We start from the raw sequence: 20,919 nt of genomic DNA on the forward strand, positions 1-20,919 counted from the left end.
TGCGAATTTTTTACCATTTCCCAGCCGGCCGTTTGCTTCTGATCGCTGCAGCGATTGCCTCCACTGCATCCGGCCTTTGTGCGCGCTGGGCAAAATCCAGCGCCGTGAGTTTTTGATGATTTTTTAGTTTCGGATCAGCGCCTTCCTGAAGCAGTATATTGACCGAGGCTTCAGAGCCATACATGGCGGCCATCATCAGGGGCGTGGTGGCATTGGGCGATTCTGCGTCGATGTAGGCGCTGTTTTCAAGCAACAGGCCAATCAGCTCGGTATGTCCACCGCTGGCTGCGTAGTGCAGAGGCGTCCAGCCTGTTTTATTCACATCGGCCCCCTTTTTGATAAGCCTGTCCGCTAACTCCAGTTGTCCTTTGAGTGCTGCCAGCATCAAAATGCTTTCCCCCTTCGCGTTGAGCTTGTTAAGGTCGGTTTTTGGCCAGTCAATCAAAACTTTGGCCACTTTCGGCGATGGCTCGCGCAAGGCAAGATACAGGCCGGTTTGACCGTTTGAATCGATCGTGTTTACATCAAATCCTCTGGTCAGCAGTTCGCTGACCTTTTGCGCGTTGTCCTGTTTGATGGCATTGAAAAAATCTTCAAAGGAACCCGCCCACGCAACGCCGGTACCCGCAAGAACAAACACAAGGAAAATTTTATTCGCGCATTCAGTAAAGAATCGAGTCATGCATTGATACCGGTGAAAAGCTGTTCAAAATTGCGGCTGGTCGCGTTGGCAATCACTTCAATCGATTCCGACCTGGTTTCCGCAAGCTGTTTCGCAACAAAAGGTACATAAGACGGATTATTGGTTTTGCCCCGGTAAGGCATGGGGGCTAGGTAGGGACTGTCTGTCTCGATTAAAAGCCGGTCAAGGGGCACAAATCGGGCGACCTCACGAATATCTCCCGCATTTTTAAATGTGATCACGCCTGAAAATGAGATGTAGAACCCAAGGTCCAGGGCGGCTCGCGCTACCGCCTGTGTTTCGGTGAAGCAGTGGAAAACACCGCGTACCTGCCCGCCTTCTGTGGCGGCTGCAGCACTTTCTTCCTTCAGGATGGCAATCGTATCGTCCGAGGCGCTTCGAGTATGGACAACAAGAGGTTTTCCAGTCAGGCGAGCTGCCCGGATATGCACCCGAAAACGTTCTCGTTGCCACTCCATGTCTGCAACCGTACGCTCGCCCAGCCGGTGATAGTCAAGGCCTGTTTCACCAATGCCCACGACCTTGTCAAGCGCTACCCGCATGACAAGGTCGTTGATTCCCGGCTCCTGGACATTTTCATTGTCCGGGTGAACTCCGACTGTGCACCAGAAGTTGTCGTAAGTGGTGGCAAGCTGGTGAACGACATTGAACTCCTCTAGCGTGGTGCATATGCACAACGCCCTATTGACTTGAGCTTCCTGCATGGCTTTTCTAACCTCCGCAAGATTTTCTTTTAACCTTGGGAAGCTTAGATGGCAATGTGAATCTGTGAACATATTTAAATATGTAGATGATATTTAAATGGTATTCGTGGGCCGATTAGAGGCCAGGCTAGCGCCCAAGGCTTCTTCTATCCTGGCTTTGAGCATGCGCGATTTCTCGTCTGAGGGAAACTGAACACCTATTCCCTGCGTCTGGTTACCGGCCGCATGGGCCGGAGTAATCCATGCGACTTTTCCTGTAACTGGATGGCGTTGCGTTTCATCCGGAAGCGTCAGCAACAAATAGACATCATCGCCGAGCTTGTAGTCGCGCGTGCTCGCGATGAAGATGCCCCCCTCTTTAAAAAGTGGAATGTAGGCGGCGTAAAGATCTGCCTTTTCTTTGATGCCCAACTGGACAATGCTAGGCCTGGATGCTGTAGCCGTAGAACTGGAAATGGGTTTAGTACTCATGCGATTTATTCCTGAAGGTTGGAATGCTGCCGATTGACAGCAGCATTCTGAACGATTACGTACCAACTCATGCGGCAGTCAGCGCCGTCTTTGCACGGCTGACCAGCGATTCAATCAGCAACCCGGGGTTGTAGGGATGATCCACGGTGCGCGCGATGGCGTTGAGATCCCTGGACCAGCTTGCCAGCGCATGCAACCCCGTTCCAGCCAGTTCATGAGACGCATGGCCCGCTTTGCCAGTCGGTCTTTCGGGTATTGCCGCCAGGTCCTTGGCACTGAAAAACCGGGGTTCCGCACCGACCCGGACAGACCAGAGGTCATGGCAAAGCTTTTGCAAGGCGTCAACCGCCATGGCCGGTGGCCAGTCCATCAGCGCACCAACGTCGCCGCGCAGCATGGCTTTGGGAAAATCCAGCCATCGCTGCGCAGTCTCCGAAGCTGGGCTGCCTTGCGCCCAGTTGAGCACGTCTGCCGGCCGCCCACCCGCTCGGAGCAAAAGCGTCTTCAAGCCAGCGGTATCGGGCGGGCGAACCGTTTTTTGAGTATTGTTGTCCGTGCTGCCCATTCGAGCCGTTTCACGGCCAAGCCAGGTCAAAGCCTGCTCAAAATCAGGCCACAGCATGGTATGGCCGAGGCAGCGGCTGCGGATCGTCGGCAGAAGTTGATGCGCCGCTTCCGTTGCAAGGATGAACTTGACCGCGCCTGGCGGCTCTTCCAGGGTTTTCAGCAGCGTGTTGGCCGTGACGTGGTTCATGCGTTCGGCGGGAAACACCAAAACGACCTTGGTCGTTCCGCGCGAACGGGTGAACTGGGTGAACGATACGGCTTCGCGCGCCGCATCCACCTTGATCTCCTTGCTGGGCTTGCGTTTTTTTCCGTCCAGGTCGTCCTGTGTTTTTTCGTCGAGCGGCCAGCCCAGCGACAGCGACAGGGTTTCAGGCAGCAGCATGCACAGGTCGGCATGTGTATGAACCTCGACCGCATGGCAACTGCCGCAGTGGCCGCAGGCGCCCTGCGCCGTTGGCTTCTCGCACAGCCAGGCGGTGGCCAGTGCCAATGCCAGCTCGAACTGTCCCAGCCCTGACGGCCCGCCCAGCAGCCAGGCATGGCCGCGCTGCGTCAGCAGGCTCTCCAACTGGGTTTGCAGCCATGGAGCCAGACGCCGGCCGGAATGGGTGGTTGAATTCGACGCGTTCATGACCTGGCCGTGGCGTTCATCCATCCCTTTTCAACCACCGCCTGCAGGACGCACTGCCAGACAGCATCACGCGCCACGGAAGCATCAATCCGCGCGAAGCGTTCAACATGCTCGCGCTGACGGTCCGCATAGCCTTGAGCTACACGGCGAAAAAACTCCACCGGCTGCGATTCAAACCTATCGGGAACGCGAGAACCCGCCAGGCGCAAGGCGGCATCCTCCGGCGGCAGGTCAAACCAGATCGTCAGGTCGGGCTCGATCACCGTTTCAACCTCGGGCTTCATTGGCTGATTGCCCGCCGGGTCGCCCAGCAGGCCTTCGTCGGCCTGCACCCAGCGCTCAAGCGTTGCCAGCACTCCCAGATCAAATCCGCGCCCGGCGCCCTGGTAGGCAAAGGTCGCGTCGGTGAAACGGTCGCACAGCACCACTTCGCCCCGCAGGAGCGCGGGCGCGATCACACGCACCACATGGTCGCGCCGGGCCGCAAAGATCAGCAGCGACTCGGTCAACGGGTCCATTGCCTCTTCGAGTACAAGGCTGCGCAGCTTTTCAGCGAGCAAGGTGCCGCCTGGTTCGCGCGTGAGCGTGACCGCCCGGCCTTCGGACCGGAAGGCATGGGCCAGGCCGTCGATGTGCGTTGATTTTCCGGCGCCGTCGATGCCTTCAAAACTGATGAATACGCCCTGGGAATGCGAAGGCCGCCGCGCCAGGCTTTCTCCATCAGGGCCAGCCCCAATGGGGAGCAGCACAGAACTTGTAGCGTCAGGCAATGCAGAAGCCTCTTCCATACCAGCAGGGGCCGCGGAACCGGCTTCGCCGGGCCGCAGGCGCAGCGCCCCCTCGGGGGGCAGCGCAGTACGCGAAGCGACAAGCGTGGGGGTCATATCTATCGGCCTCGAATGTATTTGTTGACGGCGCGGTTGTGCCCGTCAAGGTTTTCGCTGAACTCGCTGGTGCCGTCACCGCGCGAGACAAAATAAAGCGCCTTGGTCGGTGCCGGCTGGACTGCCGCCAGCAAGGCGGCCTTGCCTGGCATGGCAATCGGCGTTGGCGGAAGGCCCGTTCGGGTGTAGGTGTTGTAAGGCGTGTCCTGCTGGAGATCGCGTTTGCGCAGGTTGCCATCAAACCGGGCGCCCATGCCGTAAATCACGGTCGGGTCCGTCTGCAAGGGCATGCCGATGCGAAGGCGGTTGATGAAGACGCCGCCAATCTGTCCACGGTCCGTGGGCTTGCCGGTTTCCTTTTCGACAATGCTGGCCAGGATGAGCGCCTCGTCGGGAGACTTGAGCGGCGTCTCCAGGCTGCGCAAACTCCAGGCGGCTTCGAGTCGCCGATCCATGGCGCGTGCGGCGCGCTTGAGCACGGCCAGATCGCTGGCGCCCTTGGCATAGGTATAGGTGTCGGGGAAAAAACGGCCTTCAGGATGGACGCCTGGCTTTCCCAGCTTTTCCATGATGATTTCCGGGCTTAGCGCAAGCGTGTCGGGCGTTAGCTGCTCTGCTTTTTGTAGTGCCTGAAGAACCTGGCTGAAGGTCCATCCTTCAACCAGTGTGACATTTTTTAGCGTTTCCTCACCGCGAACCAGCATGCTCAAAAGTCTTCGGGGCGAGGTGCCGGGAACAATTTCATAACTGCCAGCCTTGATGAGCCGGGCTTGTCCCGAAAAACGAAACCAGGCCTGCAGCAGCAGCACCGGCACGTCCGCGCCGCTGGCCACCACGGCGTCAGCGACGCCATTGGCCGTGGTGCCGTGCTCGATTTCAAGGTCCACGACCTGGCTTCCCGGTTGCAGCCGCAGCAGCATGGGCTCGTGCAGCCACCACAGGGCCGCGCCGAACAGCAGCAGCGCTGCGATAAACAGCAAGATCAATAAACTTGTAAAAACACGACGCACGACCCAGCTACCTTTTCAACATCCACAGCACTAAACACCGGGCAATGATAATTCAGGCCATCTTCACCCTTACAGCGAATGCCTCATGACCATGACCAGTTCAGTCCCTCCAATTTCTGGCGTCGTCAAGCTGACGCATCTCGCGATCATCCGCGCCGCCGGCGAAGACGCCGTCAAGTTCCTGCAGGGCCAGTTGACACAGGACGTCGCGCAGCTGGATCTGACGCAGGCCCGGCTCGCGGCATTTTGCAATGCCAAGGGACGGATGCAGGCCAGTTTTGTCCTGTTCAAGCGCAGCCCGGAAGAAGTCCTGCTGGTGTGCAGTCGCGACCTTCTGGCCGCCACGCTCAAGCGGCTGTCGATGTTCGTGATGCGCGCAAAGGCAAAACTCACCGATGCCAGTGATGATTTCCTGCTTTATGGCCTCACGGGAAACGCTATTGATTCCATAGCATCCAGCACACAGCCTGCCTGGACCAAGGTTGATATTGATGAGGCAAACCTGATTTTTCTTTATCCCGGTGCCGGACAGGCGCGAGCAATCTGGTGCGCGCCCGCCGGTTGTCTCCAGCCAGAAGGTGAGCCCATCGACCTGGAAATGTGGAACTGGCTTGAAGTGCAATCGGGAATTGCCATGATCAGCCCGCCGGTTTTCGAGTCCTTCGTGCCGCAAATGCTCAACTATGAATCGGTCGGCGGCGTGAATTTCAAGAAAGGCTGCTACCCCGGACAGGAAATCGTTGCACGCAGCCAGTTTCGCGGCACGCTCAAGCGCCGTGCCTATCTGGTACATACCGATACCGATGCGGCGCCTGCGCCAGGGCAGGAAGTCTTCCATGCGCAAGACAGCGATCAGCCTTGCGGTCTGGTGGCGGCTTGCGCCGCGCATCCGGCTGGCGGTTTCGATGCGATCGTGTCGATTCAAACCGCTGCGGCGGCTGATGCGACAGCGCATACCGGGGACAGGCGCTTGACGCTGGGCAGCGCGGCAGGCCCGGCCCTGGCGCTGCTGCCGCTGCCCTACCCTTTGCTTGAAGATATCTGAAGCCATGTCGCGAAAGGCTTGTGGATGTGCCTGATTGCGTTCGCCATTGGCGCGTCAAAGCGCTGGCCCCTGGTGATTGCCTCCAATCGTGACGAAATCCTGGAACGCCCAACGCTGCCGCTGGACTACTGGAAAACGGCTTGCGGGCAGGAAATCATTTCTGGACGCGATCTGCGCGCAGGTGGAACCTGGCTGGGAATGACACCGGCTGGGCGGGTGGCATTCCTGACCAATGTGCGCGAAGCCGGGCCAAAGCTTGCCACGTTTTCGCGGGGTGAACTGGTGACACGCTGGCTCGAAAGCCACAGCGATGCCGCAGCATTTGCTGCCTCGCTTGAAAAGGACAAGCACCAGTACGGCGGGTTCAACTTGGTGCTGGGTGATGTGCGGCGAAATGCCTGGACGTGGATGACGAACCGATCGCTGGCATCTGTTGCCGGCTGGCATTTCGAAACGCTGGCACCTGGTGTGTACGGGCTGTCGAACGCAGCGCTGGATACGCCATGGCCCAAGACATTGGCGCTGAAAAACGCATTGATGGCGGCGTTGCAACAAGAAGCTACGTCCAATTCGCAGGATGATTCATGGCAAGGCCCTCTCTGGGCGGCGCTTGGTAATCGCGAACAAGCCCCGATTTACAGTTTGCCTACAACCGGGGTTTCCGAGGCGATGGAAGCGGCCTTGTCCAGCGCATTTGTGGATTTTCCTGAACATGGCTATGGCACGCGGAGTAGCACGGTGCTGGTGGCTAGCAGGATGTTAGATCCTCTTGCAAGTAAATCCCTGCGGATCGACATGATGGAGCAGACGCATCTGCGCTCGTCTGTTGATGAGACTCCTGCTATATCCAGCATTTCCTTCAATTTCCCCTGCTGATTTTTCGGCTTATTTTCTATATTTTTGTAGATTACATTCCAAGCAAAAATGAGAGCCCTCGAATCCTGATGCCTCAAAGCGGCTTGAACATTTCCCTCTGCGCAATGCCCGCCTCCATAAAAGGTTCTCCGCGCACCATAAAACCTTCACGCAGATAAAACCCTTCGGCACTGCGTTGCGCATGCAGCATGACTTCGTGATCACCGCGTTGCCGGGCCGCACCGACCAGCGCTTTCAGAACGGCCTGGCCGATGCCCTCGCCCCGCAAGGCGCGATGCACCGCCAGGCGGCCTATCTTGCCCAAAGCGTTGCCTTGACTGACCAGCCGGCCTGTTGCAATGCCCTGCCCCAAGGCATTGAACGCCACGGCATGCAAGGCTGAACGGTCAGCTTCATCGCATTCGCTTTCAAGCGCAATGCCCTGCTCTTGCACAAACACAAGCCCTCGGATTCCTGCGGCAGCCAACCCCAGTTCCGCCCAGTCGCCAAGCTTGACCTCAAGAATCGACTCGCCCGCCTCGAAACGCTGGACCAGGCTGCGCAGGCCATGCGGCACAGGACGGGAAGTCTGCGACGCCGGGTCGGCAAACACATACACGAGTTCACAGGTGATCAGCAATTCCTCGCCCCTGAAAATCGCGCCGGTAAAAACCATCGATGAATTACCGATCCGTTCGCACTTCAGCCCCACGGCAAGCCGGTCGTCAAAGCGCGCCGAGGCGTGGTATTCGACGCTGGCCTTCTTCACATACAGTTCGCCGCCCAACTGAGCCATGGCCTCCTCGTAGGGAAGCGCCAGGGCACGCCAATAGTCCGTGATGGCGGTGTCGAAATACATCAGGTAGTGCGCGTTGAACACGATCTTTTGCATGTCCACCTCGGCCCAGCGCACGCGCAGGCGATGAACCAGCCGGAATTCAGACAGTTTCATGATCGATGTTTCAGGTGAAAGGCATGGCGCAACGCCCGGGCGGCGTCGGCATGGGCATGGCGCGCCTCGGGAAGGATGCGGCCCATCTTGATGAATTCATGGGTCACGCCCCGGTAGATCTCCAGGTCCACCGGCACGCCGGCGGCGCGCAGCTTGTCGGCATACATCAGCCCTTCATCGACCAGCGGATCGCATTCAGCCAGCCCGAACCAGGCCGGCGCCGCATTGTCCACATGATCCGCATTGAGCGGTGCGAAACGCCAGTCCTCGCGGTCTGCCGGGCCGCGCAAATAATGATTGAAAAACCAGGTGATGTCCGCTTCATCGAGCACAAAACCCTTGGCAAACCTGCGGTGCGAAGCCGTATCCTGACGGGAGGCGCAACCGGGGTAGAAAAGCAGCTGCAGCGCCAGTGGCAGGCCGGCATCCCGGGCCATCAGGGCGCACATCGCGGCCAGCGTGCCGCCCGCGCTGTCGCCGCCAACGGCCAGATGACCAGCGTCCAGCCCGAGTTCAGCGGCGTGGCCGGCCAGCCATTGCAGCGAATCCCAGGCATCATGGGCCGCCACCGGAAACTGGTGCTCGGGTGCCAGCCGGTAATCCACCGACACGACGGCGCAGCCCGCCAGATGGCTGAGCTGGCGACACAACCCGTCATGGGTGGCGATGCTGCCGATGGTGAAGCCGCCGCCGTGAAAGTACAGCAGCACCGGCAGTTTTTCGGCCGACGGCGCATACAGCCGCGCGGGCACGCAATGTCCATCGCGCGCCGGAATGGAGAAATCCCGAACCAGCGCCAGCACAGGCTTTGCAATTTCCAGCACGCCCGATCCGGCTTCGTACGAAGCGCGGGCCTGGCCGGGTGAGAGGGTGTAAAACGGCGGGCGATTGGCGCGCGCCATGCGCACAAGAACATCGCGCATGGGCGGCGTCAGCAGGCTTTCTGGGGAGCGGAAATGCATTTAGACGAACGATACGGAAAAAATCGGTGGGATGGGCACCGCTGCAAGGCTTATCGCCAAAGTGACCGCCATCAGGGTTTGCTTGTAATTCAAGGTCGGCTCCAGCCTTTAAAGTAAGGTTCACGTCAACAGCTTCGCATCGTACAACGCAGAAAGACACGCAACCATGGCCTTTATCTACTACGTCACCCAGGTCCAGTTTGAATTTAGCGCCATCAGGCTGCTCAAGCAGGAATGCGAACGTGTCGGCATCAAGCGCCCCCTCATCGTGACCGACCCGGGCGTCAAGGCGGCGGGCATCCTGCAAAAGGCGCTGGACGCCCTGCCCGGCCTGCGTGTGGCGGTGTATGACCAGACGCCCTCCAACCCGACCGAAGCGGCGGTACTTGCTGCGGCCGAACTCTACCAGGCCAGCGGCTGCGACGGCCTGATCGCCGTGGGCGGCGGTTCGGCCATCGACTGCGCCAAGGGCGTGGCGATTGCCGCGACGCACGAAGGTCCGCTGACGAGTTACGCCACCATAGAAGGAGGCTCGGCCAGAATCACCGCAAGCGTCGCCCCCTTGATCGCCGTACCCACCACCAGCGGCACCGGCAGCGAGGTGGCGCGCGGCGCCATCATCATCGTCGGCGACCATCGCAAGCTTGGCTTTCATTCCTGGCACCTGGTGCCGAAAACCGCGATTTGCGACCCTGAACTGACACTTGGCCTGCCGCCCCGCCTGACGGCCGCCACCGGCATGGATGCGATTGCGCACTGCATGGAGACCTTCATGTCGGCCGCCTTCAACCCGCCGGCAGACGGCATCGCGCTCGACGGCCTGGAGCGCGGCTGGGCGCATATTGAGCGCGCGACGCGCGACGGCAGCGACCGCGAGGCGCGGCTGAACATGATGAGTGCGTCGATGCAGGGCGCCATGGCCTTCCAGAAGGGCCTGGGCTGCGTGCATTCGCTCAGCCACAGCCTGGGCGGCGTGGACCCGCGCCTACACCACGGCTCGCTCAATGCGGTGTTTCTGCCGGCTGTGGTGCGCTTCAATGCGGGGGCTGAATCGATGCAGAAGGAACTTCGCCTGGTGCGCATGGCGCGCGTCATGGGATTGACGTCGGGCAGCGAGATTCCCGACGCCATCAAGGCCATGAATGCGCGCCTCGGGCTGGCGGGCGGACTGGCTGAAATGGGCGTGCAGCGCGAGCAGTTCGGCCAGATCATCGAAGGGGCGCTGGCCGACCATTGCCACCTGACCAATCCGCGCCTGGCCAGCGCGCAGGACTACGAGGCGATGCTGGAAGATTCGATGTAACCGGTCGCCCGCCCGCACAAGGCGTGGTTTTCCCGGTGACACCCGCCGGGCGGATCGACTGATGATGGAACACCCAGCCCTGCGAAAGCCCGCATGCACCACCACTTCAATGAGTCCAGCCCCGCCGGCGCCCGGCGCAACAAGGTCGTCAGCGCGGCCGATGCGGTCCGACTGATCCATGACGGCGACACCGTGGCCACCGGCGGCTTCGTCGGCATCGGCTTTGCCGAAACCATCGCCGTGGCGCTGGAGCAGCGCTTCCTCGACACGCAGGCGGAAACCGGATGCGGCGCGCCGCGCAAGCTGACGCTGGTGTATGCCGCCGGCCAGGGCGATGGCGGCAAGCGCGGTCTAAACCACCTCGGCCATGCCGGCATGGTCAGGCGCGTGATTGGCGGCCACTGGGGGCTGGTGCCGGCCCTGCAAAAACTCGCGGTCGACAACCTGATCGAAGCCTACAACCTGCCGCAAGGCGTGATCACCCACCTGTTTCGCGACATTGCCGCCGGAAAGCCCGGCACCCTCACCCACGTCGGGCTCGACACCTTCGTCGATCCGCGCTGGGGCGGCGGCAAGATCAACGCCTGCACCACCGAGGACCTGGTGCGGCTGATGGAAATCGACGGACGCGATTACCTGTTCTACAAGGCCTTTCCGATCTCGGTCGGCATCATCCGCGCCACCACCGCCGACCTTGAGGGCAACCTGAGCATGGAGCGCGAGGCGCTGACGCTTGAAGCGCTGGCAATTGCCATGGCGGCGCGCAATTCGGGCGGCATCGTGATTGCCCAGGTCGAGCGCATTGCCGAGCGCGGCACGCTGCATCCGCGCAGCGTCAAGGTGCCCGGCGTGCTGGTCGATGCCGTGGTGCTGGCCACCGATCCGGCGCACCACATGCAGACGTTTTCCGAGGCCTACAACGCGGCCTATTCCGGTGAAATCCGCGTGCCGGTCGATTCGCTGCCAGCCATGGCGCTGAATGCGCGCAAGGTGATGGCCCGGCGCGCCGCGCTGGAGCTGCGCGCCAATGACGTGGTCAACCTGGGCATCGGCATGCCCGAGGGCGTGGCCAGCGTGGCCGCAGAGGAACGCGTCATCGACCTGGTCACGCTGACGGCCGAGCCCGGCGTGATCGGCGGCATTCCGGCCAGCGGGCTGAGCTTTGGCGCGGCGGTCAATGCCCAGGCGGTGATTGACCAGCCCAGCCAGTTCGACTTCTACGACGGCGGCGGGCTCGACATCGCGGTGCTGGGCCTGGCGCAGGCCGACGCCCAGGGCAACCTCAACGTCAGCCGCTTCGGCCCCCGGCTGGCGGGTGCGGGCGGCTTCATCAACATCAGCCAGAACGCCGGTACCGTCGTGTTCGTGGGAACCTTCACGGCGGGCGACCTGGATGTGCGCGTGCAGGACGGGCGGCTGCACATCCAGCGCGAAGGCAGCACGCGCAAGTTCGTCGCGCAGGTCGAGCACCGCACCTTCAGCGGCCGCGAGGCCTGCAGGCGCGGCCAGCGCGTGCTCTACGTCACCGAGCGCTGCGTGTTCAAATTGAAGCCCGGTGGCGGCAATGAAGGCGATAGCAGCCAGGGCCGGCTCGAACTGATCGAGATCGCGCCGGGCATCAACCTGGAACGCGATGTGCTGGCGCAGATGGACTTCATGCCGGCCATCAGCCCGCAGCTCAGGCTGATGGATGCGGCGCTGTTCCTGGACGAGCCCATCGGACTGCGCCATCGACTGCTGGCCACGCCGCTGGCGCAGCGCTTCGAGCTGGACCGCGCGCACGGCATGCTGTTCATCAACTTCGAAGGACTGGCGGTGGACAGCGCGGCGGACATCGAGGCCATCGAACAGCAGCTCACCGCCCTGCTGGCGCCGCTGGAGCCACTGGGAGAGCGCGTGGCGGCGGTGGTCAATTACGACAGCTTCAGCATCCTGCCCCGGCTGATCGACGACTACTCGGCCATGGTCCAGCGCCTGAGCGCGCGTTACTACAGCCGCGTGACGCGCTACGGAACGGGCGGATTCCTCAAGGCCAGGCTGGAAGCGCTGAAAACGGCGGCCGGCTGAACCAACCCGTGGCCGAGACCGGGGCTGCCATGCCAGAGCGCATTCGTCTTGCCGAAAAACGTGTTTTCAAGCATCAAATATGCCTTTCTCGCACGTCCATATTGGTTAAGAAGCTATTAATTAAATAGCAAAAACTGTCAGCAGTTTTTCTCGCCACGCGGATTAGCAGGGTGATTTCGTCTCACCAGCCGCAGCCCCGCATCACCTGATTTCGGCGCGATGGATGGCAGGTTCCCGGATCAAGTCCGGGGCAGACTCAGCCCGCAATGACCGTAAAAACCGACACGTTATTTTTTCAGCCCCGCCAGCTTGCTGAACGCCGATTCCATCGCCGTCGATGCCGGGTGCGGCGCCGCCTGGCGCGCACCGCCGCGCTGCTGCGCGCCGGGCCGGGCGCCTTCAAAGCGGTTGTCGCGCGGGGCGTCGCGGCGCGCTGGCGCCGCGTCCAGCTTCATGGTCAAGGCGATGCGCTTGCGCGCCACATCGACCTCGGTCACGCGCACCTTGACGATGTCGCCGGTCTTGACCACTTCGCGCGCGTCGGTCACGAACTTGCTGGACAGCTGGCTCACATGCACCAGCCCGTCCTGGTGCACGCCAATGTCGATGAAGGCGCCAAAGGCCGCGACGTTGCTGACCGTGCCCTCCAGCAGCATGCCGTCCTTCAAGTCGCGGATATCTTCCACGCCGTCATTGAAGCGCGCCACCTTGAAATCGGGACGCGGGTCGCGGGCGGGTTTTTCCAGCTCGGCCAGGATGTCCTTGACCGTGATGACGCCGAATTTCTCGTTGGCGAACAGTTCGGGCTTGAGCGTCTTGAGCATTTCTGCGCGGCCCATCAGTTCGGCCACCGGCTTTCCCGTGTGCGCCATGATTTTTTCGACCACTGAATAGGTTTCAGGATGCACGCCGGTCATATCGAGCGGATTCGTTCCCCCGCGCAGCCGCAGAAAGCCGGCGCTCTGCTCGAAGGTCTTGGCGCCCAGCCCCGTCACCTTGAGCAGGTCGGCGCGGCTGCCGAACGCGCCATTGGCATCGCGCCAGCGCACCACCGACTTGGCCACGGTCTGGCTCAGCCCCGACACGCGCGCCAGCAGCGGCACGCTGGCGGTGTTCAGGTCCACGCCGACGCTGTTCACGCAGTCCTCGACCACCGCGCTCAGGCTGCGCGCCAGGTCGCTCTGGTTCACGTCATGCTGGTACTGGCCGACGCCAATCGATTTCGGGTCGATCTTGACCAGTTCGGCCAGCGGGTCCTGCAGGCGGCGGGCAATGCTGGCGGCGCCGCGCAGGCTCACATCGACATCGGGCATTTCCTGGCTGGCGAATTCGCTGGCCGAATAGACCGACGCGCCGGCTTCGCTGACCACTACTTTTTCTATAGCAAACTTTTCTTTACCATCGTGCTGGGAAGCCTGCTTTGACATGATTTTTATCAAATCGGCGGCCAACTTGTCGGTTTCGCGGCTGGCCGTGCCGTTGCCAATCGCAATCAGGTTCACGCCGTGTTTTTCACTGAGCTTGGCGAGCAGGTGCAGCGAGCCGTCCCAGTCCTTGCGCGGCTCATGCGGAAACACCGTGGCGGTCTCGACCAGCTTGCCGGTTGCATCGACCACCGCCACTTTCACGCCAGTGCGAATGCCCGGGTCCAGCCCCATCACCACGCGCGGGCCGGCAGGCGCGGCCAGCAGCAGGTCGCGCAGGTTGTCGGCAAACACCTTGATGGCAACCTTTTCGGCGTCTTCCCTTAGCTTGGTGAACAGGTCGCGCTCCAGCGACAGGCTGAGCTTGACGCGCCAGGTCCAGGCGATGCACTTGCGGATCAGGTCATCGGCCGGCCGCGCCTGGTGACTCCAGCCCAGGTGCAGCGCAGTCTTGCCTTCGGCAATGCTCGGCTGCCCGGCTTCGGGCGGCACCGGCAGCACCAGCTTGGCATCCAGGATTTCCAGCCCCCGGCCGCGGAACACGGCCAGTGCGCGGTGCGAAGGCACGCGGCCAATCGGCTCGTCGTAGTCAAAATAATCGCGGAACTTGGCGTTGTCCGGCAGGTTCTCGTCCTTGCCGCTGACCAGCTTGGACGCTAGCAGCCCTTCGCTCCAGAGCCACTGCCGCAGCGACCGCACCAGGAGCGCATCCTCGGCCCAGCGCTCGCTCAGGATGTCGCGCACGCCGTCGAGCACCGCCTGCACGGTGGTGAAGTCGTCGCCGCTTTCGCTTTTCTCAGCCTTCACGAAGGCAGCGGCCTCATCCGCAGGGTTCAGCGACGGATCGGCAAACAGCCGGTCGGCCAGCGGCTCGATCCCGGCCTCGCGCGCCATCTGGCCCTTGGTGCGGCGCTTGGTCTTGTAGGGCAGGTAAAGGTCTTCCAGGTCCTGCTTGGTGGCGGCCGCTTCAATCGACGCGCGCAGCGCGGGCGTCAGCTTGCCCTGCTCGTCGATGTTTCTCAGCACCGTCTCGCGGCGGTCTTCCAGCTCGCGCAGGTAGGACAGCCGCTGTTCGAGTTCGCGCAGCTCGATGTCGTCCAGCCCGCCGGTCGCTTCCTTGCGGTAGCGCGCAATGAAGGGCACCGTCGCGCCGCCGTCGAGCAGTTCCACGGCCGTCTTGACCTGGTGTTCATGGACCCTGATTTCGGCCGCGATCTGGCGAATGATTTTTTGCATGTGGTGTCGGGTTGAGGTTTTTTGGCCGGATGCCAGCGCCGACTCCCGTGCCTGCTGACGCCAAAGGGCGGAATTGTCCCACAGTCAAAACCGGCCTGCGCCACCATAATTTCGGCCTGCGTCCGCGTCATTCATACAAATCAAAAAGGGAGTTCTCCATGCGTTTTCGCACCATTCTTCTGGTTGTCTCCATCTTGCTGCTGGCCGGCTTCGTCGCCCTGAACGTCGATGTGTTCACCCAGCCCAGCCCCTTGAGCCTGGGTTTCACCACCCTCAACGTGCCGCTTGGTCTGGTGATGCTGGGGCTGCTGGTGCTCGCGCTGGTCATCTTCCTGGGCAGCACCATCTACATGCAGAGCCGTCATGTACTTGAATCGCGCACCCATACGCGTGAACTCAATGCCCAGCGCGAACTGGCCGACAAGGCCGAAGCCTCGCGCTTCACCGAACTGCGTTCCTACCTGGAAGCGCAGGTGCTGGCCGAGCAGCAGCGCGAAACTGCCCTGGGAACAGTGCTGGCTGACCGTTTCGCCCAGCAGCAGCAAGTCCTGCTGACACGCATGGAGCAGATGGACAACACCCTGGCCGCCTACATGGGCGAACTGGAACAGCGCCTGGCGCAGCGCAGTGCCGCAACCGTCACCCACACCCTCCCGCACGACAGCAACACCACGTTGAGATAAGCTTCGGCCATGCTCGACATGGCTGATGCGGTTTGATAGCCTTCCTCAAACGGATCCTTAAAGGCATCGCGCTTGCGCCGCTTGCCCTGTTCCTGCTGTTCGAGGAATGGGGATGGGAGCCCCTGGCCGCATGCTTTGCGGCGCTGGGCCGACTGCCCGTCTGGCGGCAGATTGAGCGGCTGATCATTCGCCTGCCGCCCTGGGCGGCCGTGCTGGCGTTTGGCATCCCGGTGCTGCTGCTCGTACCCGTCAAGCTGCTGGCGATTTTCCTGCTCGGCAAGGGCCATGTCGCTGCAGGGCTGAGCCTGGTGCTCATGGCAAAAATCGCAGGCACCGCGCTGGCAGCGCGCCTTTTCCAGCTGACAGAACCGGCACTGATGCAACTCGGATGGTTCGCGCGTTTTTACCCGCCCTGGAAATCATGGAAGAACCGGATGCTGAGGCAGGTCCGCGTTTCATGGCCCTGGCGCCTGGGACGGCGGATGAAGCACAGGGCAAGGGCCTTACTGGTCCATTTCTGGAGCCTATTCAAGACGGCAAGATCAGGCGAGGACAAATAGGCCGGCACTTGCATGGCATCAAAAATGATAGCGGCACAAGACCGCCAGCATTGCGAAAACACCCTGTTCGGCTTGAAACAGGCGATGCCGGCGGGCTTATTCGGCGCCTACATCACCACAGGCACCGACTGCAGGCGCTGCTGGCGCGAGAAAAAGGTCCACATCAGCAGCGTGGCATCCGGGCCTTCGGGCGTGCTGTAGTCCAGGCTGCCTTCGCCGCCGCTCCACGCATGGCCCAGCAGGTCAATCTCGCACTTCACCAGCATCGGCTTTCGGCCGGCGTAATAGGTCGCCGTCTTGTAGGCATGGCGCGGGCTTCGGCCGCTGCTGCGCCCGGCATAGCTGCGCACCACAGGTTCGGCGCTGGTGATCCAGGGCGCATCGATGATGGAGAACTGGGCGGTCAGGTGGTCCACATTGACGCGGCGCACCACCGAATCGCTCTTGCCCTGAACCAGCATGACCGGCATGCCGGGAAACTGCAGTTTGCTGTCGGTGAACTCGCGCACGGCCTCCTTGTGATGCACGCCTGCGCCCTGCTGCATCGCCTGAAAACCGCTCATGGGCGAGTCGCTGGTGCCAAAGACCGGCGCCGAATGCAGGCCAGCGGCGGCAATCAGCTGCGGATGGCGCAAGGCCAGGATCGCCGCCAGGCCGGCGCCGGCAGACAGGCCCGCGACGTAGGTTCGCGTCGCGTCCAGCCGATGCCGGGCGCGCACCTGCTTGATCATTTCGGCGATCAGCGAGACATCGCCATTGCCTTGCTGGGTGGCGCGCCGGTACCAGTGCCAGCAGCGGTTCGCGTCGGCGGCGGCCGACTGCTGCGGATACAGCACCGCGAAGCCCTTGCGTTCGGCCAGTTCATTCATGCGGGTCGAGGCGGCAAAATCGGTCGCGGTCTGCTTGCAGCCGTGCAGCATGACGACCAGCGGAAGCGGCACCCTGGAAACGCCCGACGGCAGGTAAAGCCAGTACATCATCCGGCGCGCCGGCGCCAGCCCCGTGCCTGGCAGGCTGAAAAATGATTTTTTCCAGCTTCCGGGCAGCGCCGGCAGCAGCGTCGCCGCAGGCCGGGCGGGCGCAGCAGCCGCCTTGCGGCGCGGACTGGCGGATTTTACCACCGGAGGCTTCACAGCCTTGACCGCCTTGACGGTTTTCAGGGTGGTGGTGCGAAGGGTCTTGGCGACTTTGGCGGGTTTGACGCTTTTGGCCACCGGTGTGCGGGCCGCCGTCGTCAACAGGCTTTTGAAGAGTTTTCGGCCCTGCGCCTGCTGTGCCTTGCCGACACGGCGCAGATTCTTGAGCCAGAGGCTGGTCAGACTTTTTGTCATGGGGTCTTTGGCGTTGTGAGGTGTTCAGAGGATGGGGAATGGGGACGGTGCCGCAAACGCCCTGCGCCGGCTCCTGATTCCTCAACCGTTCCCTGTATTTTGCTGCAATGCAGCATAAATTTGTGTAAGCCCTTTTCCCCAGAAGCAAGGCGCTGCGGTACAAAACCGGGCTGGCGGGATAATTGGCCCACCGGGGCACGACCGCGCCCACCATTTTTTCGCCTGGATTTTTTTTATGACCACGCCCGACTTCCTGACCGCCGCACTGTATAAATTTGTCGAACTGCCTGACTTTGCCGCGCTGCAGCCACCGCTGCTGGCCTGCTGCGAAGCGCAGGGCGTCAAGGGCACGCTGCTGCTGGCGGCCGAAGGCATCAACGGCACGATTGCCGGAACGCCTGAAGGCGTGCATGCGGTACTCAGCTTCCTGCGTGCCGACCCGCGCCTGGAAAAGCTGGAGCACAAGGAAGCGCATGCCGCGCAGATGCCGTTCCATCGCATGAAGGTGCGGCTGAAAAAGGAGATCGTCACGCTGGGCGTGCCTGATGTCCACCCCGCGCTGATGGCCGGCCAGTACGTCAAGCCGCAGGACTGGGACGCACTGCTGGCCGACCCTGGCCTGGTGCTGGTCGATACCCGCAATGACTACGAAGTCGCCATCGGCACCTTCCAGGGCGCCATCAACCCGGCGACGCACAGCTTTTCGGAACTGCCCGCCTGGGTTGAAAAGGAAATGGCCGACGGTGGCGCGCTGGCCCCGGTCGATGGCAAAAAGCCCCGGGTCGCCATGTTCTGCACCGGCGGCATCCGCTGCGAAAAATCCACCGCCTTCATGCGTGCGCAGGGTTTCGAGGAGGTTTACCACCTGGAAGGCGGCATCCTCAAGTACCTTGAAACCATGCCCGAGGCAAAAAGCCGCTGGCAGGGCGAATGCTTCGTGTTCGACGAGCGCGTCTCGGTCGGCCATGGGCTGCATCCAGGCGACTTCACGCTGTGCCGGTCCTGCCGCGACCCGCTGGGCGCCACGGACCGCCAGTCGCCGCTGTATGAACTCGGCGTGAGCTGCGCGCACTGCCACGCCCGCACCACCGAAGCGCAAAAGCAGGGCTACCGCGAACGCCAGCGCCAGGTCGAACTGGCCGCCGCGCGCCATCAGGCGCATATTGGCGTTCGCCAGCCGGGCAGCGAATGACATGAACACAGCGGCGGCCCTGCCCGCTTTTTTAGAAACGCATCAGCCCTTGCCGGTGCTGTATTCCTTTCGCCGCTGCCCGTATGCGATGCGGGCGCGGCTGGCCATCGCGGCCAGCGGCCTGCGTTGCGAATTGCGCGAAGTCGTGCTGCGCAGCAAGCCTGCCGAGATGCTGGCCGCCTCCCCCAAGGCGACGGTGCCGGTGCTGGTGCTGCCCGACGGCCGGGTGATCGAGCAGAGCCTGGAGATCATGCACTGGGCGCTGGCGCAGAACGACCCGCACGACTGGCTTGCGGCGAATCGCGAAATGCTGCCTGCCATGCAGGCGCTGATCGCCGTCAACGACGGCCAGTTCAAGCAGCACCTGGACCGCTACAAGTACCCGAGCCGCTACCCGCACGAGCATGCGGGCGACGGGCAGGCCTATGCAATGGCGCACCGGAAGGACGCGGGCCGCTGGCTGCTGGAGCTTGAAACCCGGGTAAGCCGCCACGCCTGGCTGTTTGGCGATGCGGCCACCCTGGCCGACATGGCCATCCTGCCCTTCGTCCGCCAGTTTGCGCATACCGACCGGTCGTGGTTTGATGCCCAGCCGTGGCCGTACCTGAAGGCGTGGCTGCTGGACTGGGAAACCGGGCCGCTGTTCCAGCAGGTCATGGAAAAATACCCGCCTTGGCAGCCGGGCGAGCCGGTCATTGAATTCGGGCCGGTGCCTGCCCGGGCGATTGGTTTGAAGCGCTAAAACTTAAGTCATTCAGGCCGATTGCGCATATTCCACGGTCACATTCAGCTATTTATTCAATAGCAGACACGGGTTTTTAGAGTTCCGGCGCAATCGACTCGGCATAGTCATACAAGGCGCCCAGAATCGCCTCGGCCCGCTCATCGGCAGTTTCGGCCAGGGCATCGATCTCTTCAAACAGCGCATCGACATTGCGCGCACCGCCCTCTCCTTCGAGCAGCCGCGCGGCCCGGTGCGCTTCCCAGCGCCCGGCATCTTCCGGGCTCAGGGTTTGCGGAAAATTGCGGGCGCGGTAGCGAAAAACGAGTTCTTTCAGCCGGCTGTCGTCAAAACCTATGCGGCTGTGCGCCAGTTCGGCCGCAGACATTTCACGCAGCTGGTTCAGCCTGCGGCGGTCGTCGTTTCCGATGAAACCACCGTACAGGTTTTCATCCACATCGGGTTCGGCTTCAGCCGGGCGCCGGAACACTTCGGACCACAGCGCGCTCATGTCGGGCAAGCCAGCGGCGATTTCGGCATGGCGCAGTGCCTTTTCCTTGTCCACGCCCCAGAGCGTGGCCATGGTGGGCGTTAAAGTTTGTAGATTACGTACGACCATGGGCGACTTGTTCAGATGCACCGACTTGATCGGCAGGCGCTGCACGCCTTCGGGCAGGTCGGCCGATTTGCTGAACAGCCGAAGGCGCAAGGTAGCCACGTCGAGCAGCGGCAATTCGCTTGGGTCGTGCGCCAGGTCCCAGGCGAGCACCTCGTTCTTGTTCGCCGGATGCGTTGCCAGTGGAAACATGATCGCCAGGCAGCCACGCTCAGGCGAAAACATGCCCGAGACATGCAGGAAAGGCCGCGACATCTGCGCCGTCGCCGGCAACCCCAGTTCGGCCAGCACCCGGGTTTTCTTGTGCAGCCCCAGGCAGAATTCAAACAGCTTGAGGTTTGTCTTGCGGATCAGCCGGGCCAGCGCAATCGTGGCGCGCACATCCGACAGCGCATCGTGCGCAGCCTCGTGCATCAGGCCGTTGGCGCGCGCCAGGTCTTCGAGCTTGAAGCTGGGCTTGCCGTCTTCCTTCAGCGGCCACTGAATGCCGTCGGGCCGCAGCGCATAGGCCATGCGCACCACGTCAAGCAGATCCCAGCGGCCGCAGTCGTTTTGCCATTCGCGGCCGTACGGGTCGATCAAGTTACGCCAGAACAGGTGGCGCGTCACCTCGTCGTCAAACCGGATGGTGTTGTAGCCCACGCCAATCGTTCCGGGCTGCGCCAGCACCTGCTCGATCCGCGCGGAAAACGCATGCTCGGGAACGCCCTGCGCCAGACAATGCTGCGGCGTGATGCCGGTCAGCACGCACGACGCCGGGTCCGGCAAGTAGTCGTTGGCCGGCTGGCAGTAAATCATCAGCGGCTCGCCGATCTCGTTGAGTTCGGCATCGGTGCGGATGCCGGCAAACTGCGCCGGCCGGTCGCGGCGCGTGTTCAGGCCGAAGGTTTCGTAGTCGTGCCAGAGAAAGGTGTGGGAATCCATGGGCTGGGTTTTTCCAATATTTTTTAGTCAAACTGGCCTTTTGCGCAGATAGCACGGGCGCTGGCAGCTACTTTTTTA

19 protein-coding genes are annotated in these 20,919 nt (G+C 62.0%); 8 read left to right on the top strand and 11 right to left on the bottom strand.

Going from position 1 to position 20,919, the window contains the following annotated elements:
* Nucleotides 1-10: 10 nt before the first annotated feature.
* The 6 genes from EC86_RS0106665 to mltG all read right to left on the bottom strand — a co-directional run bounded on the left by EC86_RS0106665 (nucleotide 11) and on the right by mltG (nucleotide 4,970).
* On the bottom strand, nucleotides 11-682 hold the full coding sequence (locus EC86_RS0106665) for an ankyrin repeat domain-containing protein (protein ID WP_029524891.1): 672 nt from the start codon (nucleotides 680-682) through the stop codon (nucleotides 11-13).
* Nucleotides 679-1,479: a TatD family hydrolase gene (locus EC86_RS0106670; RefSeq protein ID WP_029524892.1), complete on the bottom strand. Its 801-nt coding sequence runs from the start codon at nucleotides 1,477-1,479 to the stop codon at nucleotides 679-681. Before EC86_RS0106670 ends, EC86_RS0106665 begins: the two co-directional genes overlap by 4 nt.
* A 21-nt stretch (nucleotides 1,480-1,500) precedes the next feature.
* Nucleotides 1,501-1,878, bottom strand: coding sequence for a PilZ domain-containing protein (locus EC86_RS0106675; RefSeq protein WP_029524893.1), 378 nt, complete (start codon nucleotides 1,876-1,878; stop codon nucleotides 1,501-1,503).
* A 67-nt stretch (nucleotides 1,879-1,945) separates the two neighbouring features.
* Complete coding sequence (locus EC86_RS0106680; protein WP_051676127.1) at nucleotides 1,946-3,076, bottom strand: DNA polymerase; 1,131 nt, start codon at nucleotides 3,074-3,076, stop codon at nucleotides 1,946-1,948.
* Nucleotides 3,073-3,786: a dTMP kinase gene (gene tmk / locus EC86_RS0106685; protein WP_029524895.1), complete on the bottom strand. Its 714-nt coding sequence runs from the start codon at nucleotides 3,784-3,786 to the stop codon at nucleotides 3,073-3,075. The genes EC86_RS0106680 and tmk overlap by 4 nt, the downstream gene beginning before the upstream one ends.
* 176 nt (nucleotides 3,787-3,962) lie before the next feature.
* Nucleotides 3,963-4,970: an endolytic transglycosylase MltG gene (gene mltG, locus EC86_RS0106690; protein ID WP_029524896.1), complete on the bottom strand. Its 1,008-nt coding sequence runs from the start codon at nucleotides 4,968-4,970 to the stop codon at nucleotides 3,963-3,965.
* Nucleotides 4,971-5,055: 85 nt separating this feature from the next.
* Here mltG and ygfZ point away from each other — a divergent pair, with 85 nt between their 5' ends.
* Both ygfZ and EC86_RS0106700 read left to right on the top strand, forming a co-directional pair.
* The gene (gene ygfZ / locus EC86_RS0106695; protein WP_408633868.1) at nucleotides 5,056-6,015 is read left to right on the top strand and encodes a CAF17-like 4Fe-4S cluster assembly/insertion protein YgfZ; all 960 of its coding nucleotides are present in this window, start codon (nucleotides 5,056-5,058) and stop codon (nucleotides 6,013-6,015) included.
* Nucleotides 6,016-6,039: 24 nt separating this feature from the next.
* Nucleotides 6,040-6,891 (top strand): NRDE family protein, encoded by an 852-nt coding sequence (locus EC86_RS0106700; RefSeq protein ID WP_051675766.1) that lies wholly within the window; start codon nucleotides 6,040-6,042, stop codon nucleotides 6,889-6,891.
* A gap of 73 nt (nucleotides 6,892-6,964) precedes the next feature.
* Here the strand turns inward: EC86_RS0106700 and EC86_RS0106705 are convergent, their stop codons facing one another.
* Together EC86_RS0106705 and EC86_RS0106710 are read right to left on the bottom strand one after the other, a co-directional pair.
* A complete protein-coding gene (locus EC86_RS0106705; protein WP_029524899.1) occupies nucleotides 6,965-7,822 on the bottom strand; it encodes a YbgC/FadM family acyl-CoA thioesterase in 858 nt (285 codons plus the stop codon).
* Entirely contained in the window at nucleotides 7,819-8,784 is a 966-nt protein-coding gene (locus EC86_RS0106710; RefSeq protein ID WP_029524900.1) for an alpha/beta hydrolase, read from the bottom strand. Before EC86_RS0106710 ends, EC86_RS0106705 begins: the two co-directional genes overlap by 4 nt.
* A 166-nt stretch (nucleotides 8,785-8,950) precedes the next feature.
* Between EC86_RS0106710 and EC86_RS0106715 the strand changes: the two genes are divergently transcribed.
* Both EC86_RS0106715 and EC86_RS0106720 read left to right on the top strand, forming a co-directional pair.
* On the top strand, nucleotides 8,951-10,087 hold the full coding sequence (locus EC86_RS0106715; RefSeq protein WP_029524901.1) for an iron-containing alcohol dehydrogenase: 1,137 nt from the start codon (nucleotides 8,951-8,953) through the stop codon (nucleotides 10,085-10,087).
* Nucleotides 10,088-10,180: 93 nt separating this feature from the next.
* Complete coding sequence (locus EC86_RS0106720) at nucleotides 10,181-12,154, top strand: acyl CoA:acetate/3-ketoacid CoA transferase (protein WP_029524902.1); 1,974 nt, start codon at nucleotides 10,181-10,183, stop codon at nucleotides 12,152-12,154.
* 287 nt (nucleotides 12,155-12,441) lie between these two features.
* Here the strand turns inward: EC86_RS0106720 and EC86_RS0106725 are convergent, their stop codons facing one another.
* A complete protein-coding gene (locus tag EC86_RS0106725; RefSeq protein ID WP_029524903.1) occupies nucleotides 12,442-14,814 on the bottom strand; it encodes a Tex family protein in 2,373 nt (790 codons plus the stop codon).
* A 158-nt stretch (nucleotides 14,815-14,972) separates the two neighbouring features.
* On the opposite strand from EC86_RS0106725, the gene EC86_RS0106730 reads away from it, so the two are divergent.
* Together EC86_RS0106730 and EC86_RS0106735 are read left to right on the top strand one after the other, a co-directional pair.
* Nucleotides 14,973-15,497: a hypothetical protein gene (locus tag EC86_RS0106730; RefSeq protein WP_029524904.1), complete on the top strand. Its 525-nt coding sequence runs from the start codon at nucleotides 14,973-14,975 to the stop codon at nucleotides 15,495-15,497.
* A 32-nt stretch (nucleotides 15,498-15,529) separates the two neighbouring features.
* On the top strand, nucleotides 15,530-16,057 hold the full coding sequence (locus tag EC86_RS0106735) for a hypothetical protein (RefSeq protein WP_051675767.1): 528 nt from the start codon (nucleotides 15,530-15,532) through the stop codon (nucleotides 16,055-16,057).
* A gap of 107 nt (nucleotides 16,058-16,164) precedes the next feature.
* On the opposite strand, the gene EC86_RS0106740 is transcribed toward EC86_RS0106735, so the two are convergent.
* A complete protein-coding gene (locus tag EC86_RS0106740) occupies nucleotides 16,165-17,388 on the bottom strand; it encodes an extracellular catalytic domain type 1 short-chain-length polyhydroxyalkanoate depolymerase (RefSeq protein WP_029524906.1) in 1,224 nt (407 codons plus the stop codon).
* 235 nt (nucleotides 17,389-17,623) lie between these two features.
* On the opposite strand from EC86_RS0106740, the gene trhO reads away from it, so the two are divergent.
* Together trhO and EC86_RS0106750 are read left to right on the top strand one after the other, a co-directional pair.
* Entirely contained in the window at nucleotides 17,624-18,580 is a 957-nt protein-coding gene (gene trhO, locus EC86_RS0106745) for an oxygen-dependent tRNA uridine(34) hydroxylase TrhO (RefSeq protein ID WP_029524907.1), read from the top strand.
* A 1-nt stretch (nucleotide 18,581) separates the two neighbouring features.
* Nucleotides 18,582-19,322: a glutathione S-transferase gene (locus EC86_RS0106750; RefSeq protein WP_051675768.1), complete on the top strand. Its 741-nt coding sequence runs from the start codon at nucleotides 18,582-18,584 to the stop codon at nucleotides 19,320-19,322.
* Nucleotides 19,323-19,398: 76 nt separating this feature from the next.
* On the opposite strand, the gene sbcB is transcribed toward EC86_RS0106750, so the two are convergent.
* Nucleotides 19,399-20,841: an exodeoxyribonuclease I gene (sbcB, locus tag EC86_RS0106755; RefSeq protein WP_029524909.1), complete on the bottom strand. Its 1,443-nt coding sequence runs from the start codon at nucleotides 20,839-20,841 to the stop codon at nucleotides 19,399-19,401.
* Nucleotides 20,842-20,919 lie beyond the last annotated feature (78 nt).

The organism is Polaromonas glacialis (assembly GCF_000709345.1).
GTDB classification, from domain to species: Bacteria; Pseudomonadota; Gammaproteobacteria; order Burkholderiales; family Burkholderiaceae_C; genus Polaromonas; species Polaromonas glacialis.